Here is a 9,350-nt window from a genome sequence, read left to right as displayed (position 1 = left end):
GGCCGACTTTCGCAGCCAGGAAGGCGAAGCGCTGGACGAATTGCTGAGCGAGAACGTCGCCAGTCTGATGTCTGCGGGAGCGGTCAAGCTCAAAAGAGTGGCGCAAGACGGCATGCGGGTGCGGGCCAATGCCGGAGCCGGCTCGTTCCGGCGCAAAGAGACGCTCGAAAGCTGCCTGGAAGCCGCTCGCGAACGCGGCAGGCGCTGAAAGCGCTGGTGGGTGGCGAATCGGCGGGCGAATCGGCAAGAAAACGAGCGACGCAGGTAGGTGCTGCGAACGAACCAGCAGGCTGTCGACGACATAGCGGCAGGTGGTGGCAGTGCCCGTCAAGCCATTCTGTCACTCCGCTGCGTGCCAGCGCGTCGGTGGGCGGGTTGGCGCGCCTTGCGAGCAAGGATTCGAGCAACTGGGTAAACGCATGCGCTGCGCCAGCGGTACACGGATTGAGAAATAATGCTAGCCGTCTGTTCCAGATGAGGTTTATCATTTCCCTTGCCGATGGTTTTCGGCGTTCGCGCTTTGTCCGCCGAGCTGATGTCGCCTGGACGGCAACCAATCTTCCTGGAGAGACTCCGATGAATAAACTGCACGCCGTGTTTGCTGCGTGTGTTCTGGCCTCCTCGGCCTGGTTTTCGACGGTGCAGGCCGCCTGGGTGGATGTGAGCTACAACCCCAATCCCGAGCGGGAGGATGAGAACATCGCCGCCGAGTACGATTCCGTGGGCATTCTTGCGGCGCTGGTGCTCGCGACGGGACTGACGAGGGGCGTTCAGGACTTCGAGCAGGGTTTCTCTGACAATTCGCTGCTCGACGACTGGGTTGCCATTGGCAACAACCGCGTGCGTTTCGGCTTCGGCGCCGACCTGGCGCAAATCGAATGGCGCAGCCGCATTGGTCGGATCGATCCCTATAGCTCGCAGTACGGCCTGTCACATCCGCACGGAACCTACGGCAACGTGGCGGGGGTTCTTAATGCGCCGCGCAACTGCGTTGCCGACCACTACTTCCTGACCAGCGATACGCCGGGTGGCGCCGCTGTGCCCAGGTATTTTGCGATCCAGTTCGAATCGCCGATTTCCTTTCTCTCTTTGACGATGATCGATTACGCCAACGGCGTCGGTGGCGTCAGCCATATGGACGTGTTGAGCGGTCGCGATGTGCTCACGGCCAATCTGGTCGCCTCGTTGCCGGATCAGCACGTTCCCGTCGGACGGATGGACGGCGCTTTCGACTACTGGTTCGGACGAGCGCCGTCCAGTCAATGGGAACCGCGTTCGAGACCGGATTTCAACATCGCCGTGCTGCGTCTGGACACACCGGATAGCAGCGTCGGCTTCGACAATCTGATCATCGGTGGTCGTGACGCCCCCGAACCGGCCGCGTGGTCGCTGTTGGCGGCGGGTCTTGGCCTGCTCAGCTTCAGCCGTGCGAAGGGGCGTCGCGGCTAGGGCAAGGCGGGCGGTCCACCCGGGAAGATCCCAGCTCGCCAGTTTGGCGCCGCAGAATTTTTCGGTTTTTCGGCTCTTCAAGCAGCATTCCAGCAGCTTGAGTCAGCGCGACCGGCAATGATGCCGATGGTCGACATGACGTTCGGCATCTGGCCCGCCCCGTACAGGTCGATTGCGCGATGAGGCGGCGTACGCGCTATCGCAGCGTGCAGATGTATCTCGGCATGTGGCTCGAATTCTCCTGCGATAGCCGCCAGGGCGTATCCGGCGCAGAAGCCGACGCCTCGGGAGCAGCGGCCTTTTCCGCCCGCCGTGCCCCCGAACGGAAGTCGCTCGACAAAATACAGGCACCAGCGGCAAACGACCAGACGCAGGCCGAAGCGCTGCGGGCGACGCTCATTGCGGCGCGCTCGGTGGGCGCGGCGGGCTCGCGCGATACTGCGTGTAGGCGTCGCTCAGGCTGGTCTGGTGGCGCAGGCTGAAAAGGGTGAAGGAAAGGACCAGGGCCGCGGCTGCGGCGAGCAGAAGACGTTTCATGCGCTACTTTCCTGACTGGGGGAGGGCGCTGGCCGGGCCGGTCGGGGCTGACCGCTGGCGGTGGCGACGAGGGTTCACTTTGCCCGGCTCGAGGGCGGAGCGCTCGGCGCATATTTCTTGACCAGTTCCCAGGTGATCTGGCCGGTTTCGCGCGTGTAGATGTCGCTGTGCGCGTCGCCACCGTGATACGGCGTGTCGTAGCGCACAAATCCGGCGCCGTCGATCAGCAGGACTCGCCGGTCGTGCGCCGCGAGCTGACGAACGCGTGAAATGACTTCGCTCGACGGGGGAAGCGGGCTGCGGTCGTCGCCGGCTGCCGGGTCGTCGAGATGCTGGAAGAGGTCCTGATTGCCCGGCGCGCGCGTACGTTCGACTTCGTTGTTGCCGCCGATCATCGCCGACAGCGAGGTGGCGCTGTCGTAACGCGACCACAGGTACGCCTGTTTGGCGCGATACGCGGCAAACTGCGAGTAGTCGGTGTAGGGGATGCCTTCGTGATGCATGGGGTGAACGGCGATCGCTTCCTGCCAGGCGGGAGAAAGCCCATGCCGGAAGCGGCTGCGGCCGAAGGCCGACTGCAGCCCGACGACGAGGTCGACGGTGTTCTGGCAGTCGCCCGGCGTGGCCAGCCAGGGGCAACTGTACAAGGCGCGCGAGACGGCGCGCGCGCCGAAGCTGTGCCCGACGAGTACGACGCGCAGCCGCTCGTGCTCTTGCTTGATTCGGGTCAGCACCTCGTTGACCAGATAGTTTGCCCAGGTCGTGCCGAGTTCGTCGGCGTCGTTCTTCTTGTTCCAGAAGCTGACCCCGCGGACGAACTGGTCCCAGGCGCTGGTTCCGAACGACCAGGTGGAGGGCCAGGTAAGGCCGATGAAGAGCGGGCGGAAGTGGCTGCCGGCGCTTGCGTCGACCGCAGCGGCGTCGAGCAGGTAGCCGAACAAGGCATTGAAATTTTCGATCGACGCCGCTTCGCCCGTGTTCCAGCCCATCACGTAAACGAAAACGTGCGAGTACGGCTTGCCGCTCTGCTGCGCGCTGAGCAGGTCGGCGCGCAATGCGTTTTCGAGTTCGGCGAGCCCCTGCGCGCGACCGGCAAAGAAGACGCCCTTCTCCCATGCCGGCGGCTGCCCGGTGGCGGCTGCCTGCTGGATCGTACACAGCAGGTCGTTGCGCGCATAGGCATCGTAGAGGACGGCGCCGCCAATGCGCGTCGTGGCGTTGGCGTTCAGCGCGCGGAAGGCAACGACGTGCGAGAGGAACATCCGCCGGCGATCGTCCAGGCGGCGTTTGAGCAGGCAGGTGGGATCGTCGAAGCCGCCGCCGTTGCGCAGCGGAAGACGCAGAAACGCCTGCCGGAAGATGTCTTCGCTGTCGCTGTCGGAGCAGGCGCCAAAAGGCCCGCCGAGCAGGCCGAGCGTCTGGCGCGAAGTCTTCTCGACGCCGAGCAGATAGCCCGGGAAGTGCAGACCCAGGCCGCGTACCGCGATCTCTCCGGGCTGTCGGGGGGCCAGCCGGCAGAAGTCGGGCGGGCGCCTCGCGCGCTGCCCGCCGTCCGGCGTTGCGCCGCCCGGCGTCGGCCGGGTATCCGCAGGCGCGGCCGGCAGGTCGTTGTCGGTGCTTTTGTACTCGAGCAAGGCATGGAAGTTCCAGGCGAGTTCTTCTTCCGCCGTGCCCAGGACCTGTTCGGCGAAGCGCAGGTGCTTCGGCTCGCTCACCGGTCCGCCGGCGCAACCGAGCAGACCGCCGAGGAGTAGCGCCAGCAGGCCACAGCGCACGCCGGCTGGGAGGCGGGCGAAGTTTGGTCGGCCGGCGCGCCGCGTCGGCGGGTGCAAGCAAGCGGGTATCTGAGTCATGTTGCCCTCCTGTCAACACGAATGCTGGCGTTTACCTGCGAAACGGCAGACCACCCGCGCACTGTCGCGCGGACGTATGCGCGTGTCAAGCCGGCCGTCTGAGCCGCGTTGGCCGGTATCGGCGAAGCCGTCTTTGCCGGAACTGGCGAAAGCACCTTGACCGCGCCGCGCGCGAACGCGACGGCGAGCGCCGTGTCTAACCGCCACCGGCGGGCGGAAGGCCGGCGGCATACCGAACAATCAACAGGGGGGAGTCGTCCAATGTCGAGCAAGTCGAGTCTTCTGGCCAGCGTTGGTCTGGCCATTGTCATTGCGGTCGCTGGCTGCAGCACCACCGAGGAAAAGCCGAAATCCGCCGCAGCGCCGGCGCCGGCGCCGATCGTCGCGCTGCCTTACGAGCAGGCGGTGCGCAAGGCGGCACAGGATCTGCTGGCGAACGCCAATCTGGCGCGCGACCAGAAGTACAGCGTAGTCGTCGATCCGCTGGTCGACGGGAACAGCGGCGTGCAGAGCGAGGCGACGGCGGCGATGGAGCAGTCGGTCGTACAGGTGATCCGGGAGAATTATCAGCAGATCGAGGTCAAGCCGTTCACCAGCGAGGCGGTGTCGGGCCTGCCCTTGCTGATGGTCGGCACATTCACGCCGATCAATCTGCAGGGTAAGGCGGACGGCGAGCGCGACGCCTACCGCATCTGCTTCGCGCTCGCCGACCTGAAGACGGGCAAGATCATCAGCAAGGGGCTGGCGCGCTCGCTGCCCGAGGGTTTCGATCCGACGCCGCTCGCCTTCTTCCGCGAACTGCCGGTCTGGTCGAAGGACAGCGCGGTCGACGGTTACATCCGGACGTGCCAGGGGACGAAAGCGGGCGACCCGATCAATCCCGCGTACGTCGACAGCGTGCTGGCGGCGGCGACGATCAACGAGGCGCTGCGTGCTTACCAGGCAAAGCGCTACAAGGATTCGCTGGCGATCTACCAGTCGGTGCTGACCAATCCGGCCGGCAAGCAGGCGCGCGTGCACGCCGGCATCTACCTGAACAACCAGAAGCTCGGGCGCAGGCAGCCGGCGCTGCAGGCTTTTGGCCGGCTGGTCGAGATGGGGCTGGCGACCGATCGCCTGGCCGTCCGCTTCGACTTCAAACCGGGCGCGACGGCGTTCACCCAGGAGCAGCAGCCGTACGCGCAGTGGCTGGGCGAGATCGCTCGCCAGTCGGCGCGCCAGGACGCCTGTCTGGAGGTCGCCGGACATACCCGGCGCGGGCCGTCGGAGCAGATCGACGACCGGCTCTCCTTGCAGCGCGCCGAATTCGTGCGTCAGAAGCTGGTCGCGATCAGTCCGTCGCTCGCCAAGCGCACATCGGCGCGTGGCTACGGTTCGCAGCGGGCGATCGTCGGCACCGGCAAGGCGAACGAATCAGATGCGCTCGATCAGCGCATCGAATTCAAGAAGGTCTCGTGCTGATCGTGCGGGGGGCTGACACCGCGGGGTGCGCGTGATGCAGGTCCTGGCATGCGGGCCCGGCGCGCGGGCGTCGGTCTGGGCGCGCGCGCGCGCGCTGGCGGCCGGCTTCGTGCTGCTCGCGCTGCTGGTCGGGAGCAGCGTGCCAGCAAAGGCGGATCAGGAAGCCGGAGCGGGGGCGAAGGAGGGTACTGGCGCGCCGAGTCTGCGCATCGAGATCGGTACCCACCTGGCGCCGATCCGCTCGCTGGTCGCCGACCGCAGCGGTGTGCATGTGGTTACCGCTGCCGAGGACAAGACGGCGCGTATCTGGGACGCGGCGACGGGTGCGCTGCTTTCGGTTTTCCGCCCGCCGTCGGGTCCTGGCAACGACGGCAAGCTGTACGCCGTCGCCATGCTGCCGGACGCTTCGCTGTTTGCCACCGGCGGTTGGTCGGCCGGCAACGAGGTGTATCTGGTCCGGCGCAACGACGGGCGCATCGTGCACCGCTTGCCCGGCTTGCCCGAGGTCGTCACGCATCTGTCGTTTTCGCCGGATGGCCGGATGCTCGCGGTCGGCCTCGCCGGGCGCAACGGCGTGCGCGTCTTTCAGGCGGCCGATGCGTGGACCGGCGCGCGCGAACTGGCGGGCGACGCGCAGCTTGCCGGCGAGGTCAACGCGACCGCCTGGGCGCCCGACGGCAAGACGCTCGTCGTCAGCAGCGCCGATGGCTACGTCCGCGCTTACGAGGCGACCAGTCAGGGACTGCGCCGGCTGGCCAGCGCTGCGCTCTCCGGCGCCGGCGTTCCCTTTGGCCTGGCGTTTTCGCCCGACGGAGCGACGATTGCCGTCGGCACCGCCGATCAGGGGAGCATTGACCTGCTCGAGGCGCGCACGCTGAAGCTGCGACGCGTCCTGTCGCCACCAAGCGAGCGGCCGGGACGGAGTCTGAGCGTCGTCGCCTGGGCGGCGGACGGCCGGCACGTCTTCGCGGCGGGAAGTTGGACCGACGAGCGCGGACGCTTCGTCGCTTGCCTCTGGCCCGCGCGCGGCGACGGGACGGCGCGCCTGATTCCGCTGGCGCGCAATACGATCACCGCACTGCACGCGCTGGCCGACGGCCGGTTGCTCTTTGCCGCCGCCGATCCGGCGTGGGGAGCGCTGGGTGCCGACGAGCGCATGGCGTTTGTCAGCAGCGCCGGCTTGCTCGACTTTCGCCACCAGCGCAGCCGCTTTCGCCTGGCGCCGGACGGCAGCGCGATCAGCCTGCGCGAGCGTTCGTCGGCGGGCGACGACGCGTTCGACCTGCGGCAACTCGCCTGGGGCCGTTCGGGCAAGGAGTGGTCGGCGCCCCGCCACGCGGCCGGGCGAACGACGGTGGACGACTGGTTCGAGCGCCAGCGGCCGCTGATCAACGGCAAGGCGCCGACGCTGGCGGCCAACGAGTGGTCGCTTTCGGCCAGCGTCTCGCGCGACGGCAATCGCGTGGCGCTGGCGACCAGCCAGTATCTGCGTTCCTTCGACCGCAACGGCAACGAGCGCTGGAAGACGCCGGTGCCAGCGACGCCCTGGCAGATCAATACGAGCGACGACGGCCGCTGGCTGGTCGTCGGTTTCAGCGACGGCAGCCTGCGCTGGTACCGGCAGGAAGACGGCAGCGAGCAACTGGGGCTTTTCCAGCACGCTGACGGCCGGCGCTGGGTGGCGTGGACGGCGGCGGGGAATTTCGCCGCCAGTCCGGGCGGCGAGGATCTGGTCGGTTGGCAGGTCGGGCACGGGCCGGCGCAGGCGGCCGATTTCTACCCGGTGTCGCGCTTCCGCGCCGACTACTATCGGCCTGAGCTGATCGGCGAGATGTTCGGCAAGAGCGCAGCGCCGCCGGCAATGGCGCCGCTGGTGCCGGCGGCGCCGGCGAACGCCGGGCAGGCGATCCGGCAACGTCTGCCGCCGGCGCTGCGCATCGTTTCGCCCGACGCGCTGAGCACGCAGCGCAGCAGCGAAGTGAAGGTCAAGCTCGCTGTGCGCTCGTCGGCCGAGGCGCCGGTGAAGCGCTTGCGGGCGCGCGTGAATGGCCAACTGGTCGCTCTGCCGCAGATCGCAGCGCTGCCCGCGACGCGCTCGGAGCAGGCGGACGAGACGGTGTACGAAGTCGCTTTGCCGCTGCCCGGGATCGACGCGCAGATCAAGCTTTTCGCCGAGAACCGTTACGGGGTTTCACCGGAGGCGATGCTGATCGTCAAACGGCCGCCGGCCGAGCCGGCCGCGGCGGCCGCCGATTCAGCGGCCGCCGCTGGCACCTTGCCGGCGGCTCCCGGCGTTGATCTGCGGCCGGCGCTTTATGTTCTGGCAGTCGGCATCAGCAAGTACCAGGACCCGTCGATCCAGCTCGAATTCGCCGCCAAGGATTCGACCGATCTGGCAAATTTCTTCAAGGCGCAGGAGGGCGGGCTGTATCGCAAAGTCGCTGTCCGCCTGCTCACCGACGCCGGTGCCAAGCGCGACGACGTACTCGACGGCCTCGAATGGATACGCCGCGAACTGACCGCGCGCGACGTGGCGATGGTCTTTATCGCCGGGCACGGGGTGAACGATGCCGACGGCACGTACTACTTCCTGCCGCAGGACGTCAACGTCAAGCACTTGAAACGCTCGGCGGTGATTTTCACCGAGATCCGCAATACGCTCGTCGCGCTGCCCGGCAAGGCGATGTTTTTCATCGATACCTGTCATTCGGGCAACGTGCTCGGCACCGGCCTGCGCTCCTTGCGTCTCGACACGACCGCGGTGATCAACGAGCTGTCGAGTGCCGACAACGGGGTCATCGTCTTTGCCGCGGCGACCGGACGCCAGTACGCGCAGGAATCGCCCGAATGGGGCAACGGCGCTTTCACCAAGGCGATCCTCGAGGGTCTGCGCGGCAAGGCCGACTACAACCGTTCGGGTCGGGTGACGCACAAGATGCTCGACCTCTACGTTTCCGAGCGCGTCAAGGCGCTGACCGAAGGCGCCCAGTCGCCGGTGACGATCGTTCCCAGCGGCGTGCCCGATTTTCCGCTCGTGCTCGGCCAGCGCTAGGCCGGCGCGCGGCTCGCCGGCGCGTCCGGCGTCGACCCGGCGCCGGCGAGCAGGCGGTCGAGTTCGGCCCAGAAAGGCTCGCACAGGCCGGGGCGATACGCCGCCTGACGGAAAGCCGGGTATTCGTCGCGATAGACCTCGCGCAGGCGACGTGCGTGCTGTCCGTCGTCGCGCTGGCAGGCGCGCACGTTGGCCAGCCGGTCGGCGACCTTGACCAGCAGCGCCAGTTCCCCCTCTCCGTTGACGCGGGCCAGCCGGCTGTAGGTGGCCGCCTTGCGCTCGGCACGCGTTGCTCCCGGCGCATCGGTCAACAGCGCGACGCAGTCGGCAATCGGCGCGCCGAAGCGAGCGCGTACCTCGCCCTCGGTTACCGCGGTATCCTCGACGACGTCGTGCAGGTAGGCGATGACTTGCGCTTCATTTCCGTACGGCGCGAGCAGCTCGGCGACCGCGTCGAGATGGACGACGTAGGGACGCGATCCGTAGCGCTGGTCGCCGTGTGCGGCAAGAGCGAAGGCGCGCGCTTCCTCAAGCATGGCTGCCCTCGGTCTGCTCGCTGCGCTCGGCCTTCGCCGGACGCTCGGCGCTGATGCTTGCCGGCTCGCTGGCGAGAGCGACTCGCTGTGGGCGGAGCGCCGCCACCAGGCCGCGGATTCCTTCCCATTGCTGCCGCCAATAGCCGCTATCGGCGTGCGTCAGCGCCGCCGGGCCTTCCTCGATGCCGGTTGGCGGCAGCGCGCGCGCCATGTACTGCGTGCCGAAGATGCGATCCCAGATCGGGAAGAGAACCGCGAAGTTGCATCCGTAGCGAAACCTGCGCTCGGCTGGCAGAGCGAGCGCATGGTGCCAGCGATGGTAGCGCGGGCTGACCAGGACGTGCTCACCGAAGCGCCCGAAAGACAGCCGGGCGTTCAGGTGCGAGAGGTTTTCGATCGTCCGCACGACCATCAGCAGGCCGACGAACTGGCCCGGCGGAACGCCGACGAGCAAGGCGACGA

At 67.5% G+C, this 9,350-nt stretch carries 7 protein-coding genes and 1 pseudogene; 4 read left to right on the top strand and 4 right to left on the bottom strand.

Going from position 1 to position 9,350, the window contains the following annotated elements; all coding sequences use genetic code 11:
* Positions 1 to 282, top strand: a pseudogene (locus RKP46_RS20280) (IS5/IS1182 family transposase); the annotation flags it as partial.
* A 294-nt stretch (positions 283 to 576) separates the two neighbouring features.
* Positions 577 to 1,449, top strand: coding sequence for a PEP-CTERM sorting domain-containing protein (locus RKP46_RS18870; RefSeq protein WP_311108049.1), 873 nt, complete (start codon positions 577 to 579; stop codon positions 1,447 to 1,449).
* A 396-nt stretch (positions 1,450 to 1,845) separates the two neighbouring features.
* Here RKP46_RS18870 and RKP46_RS18865 read toward each other — a convergent pair whose 3' ends face one another.
* Complete coding sequence (locus tag RKP46_RS18865; protein ID WP_300329912.1) at positions 1,846 to 1,986, bottom strand: hypothetical protein; 141 nt, start codon at positions 1,984 to 1,986, stop codon at positions 1,846 to 1,848.
* A gap of 74 nt (positions 1,987 to 2,060) precedes the next feature.
* Positions 2,061 to 3,839 (bottom strand): alpha/beta hydrolase, encoded by a 1,779-nt coding sequence (locus tag RKP46_RS18860; RefSeq protein WP_311108048.1) that lies wholly within the window; start codon positions 3,837 to 3,839, stop codon positions 2,061 to 2,063.
* A gap of 261 nt (positions 3,840 to 4,100) precedes the next feature.
* Between RKP46_RS18860 and RKP46_RS18855 the strand changes: the two genes are divergently transcribed.
* The gene (locus RKP46_RS18855; protein WP_311108047.1) at positions 4,101 to 5,300 is read left to right on the top strand and encodes an OmpA family protein; all 1,200 of its coding nucleotides are present in this window, start codon (positions 4,101 to 4,103) and stop codon (positions 5,298 to 5,300) included.
* Between the two features lie 34 nt (positions 5,301 to 5,334).
* Positions 5,335 to 8,352: a caspase family protein gene (locus RKP46_RS18850; protein ID WP_311108046.1), complete on the top strand. Its 3,018-nt coding sequence runs from the start codon at positions 5,335 to 5,337 to the stop codon at positions 8,350 to 8,352.
* Here RKP46_RS18850 and RKP46_RS18845 read toward each other — a convergent pair.
* Positions 8,349 to 8,888, bottom strand: coding sequence for an HD domain-containing protein (locus RKP46_RS18845; RefSeq protein WP_311108045.1), 540 nt, complete (start codon positions 8,886 to 8,888; stop codon positions 8,349 to 8,351). The genes RKP46_RS18850 and RKP46_RS18845 overlap by 4 nt on opposite strands.
* Positions 8,881 to 9,350 (bottom strand): sterol desaturase family protein (locus tag RKP46_RS18840; RefSeq protein ID WP_311108044.1); only part of this gene is annotated, 470 nt, incomplete at its 5' end. The genes RKP46_RS18840 and RKP46_RS18845, both read right to left, overlap by 8 nt.

Source organism: Accumulibacter sp. (genome assembly GCF_031732815.1).
GTDB lineage: Bacteria > Pseudomonadota > Gammaproteobacteria > Burkholderiales > Rhodocyclaceae > Accumulibacter.
Note: the sequence above shows the minus strand (reverse complement) of the source record. Positions and strands in the feature narration are given on the sequence as shown.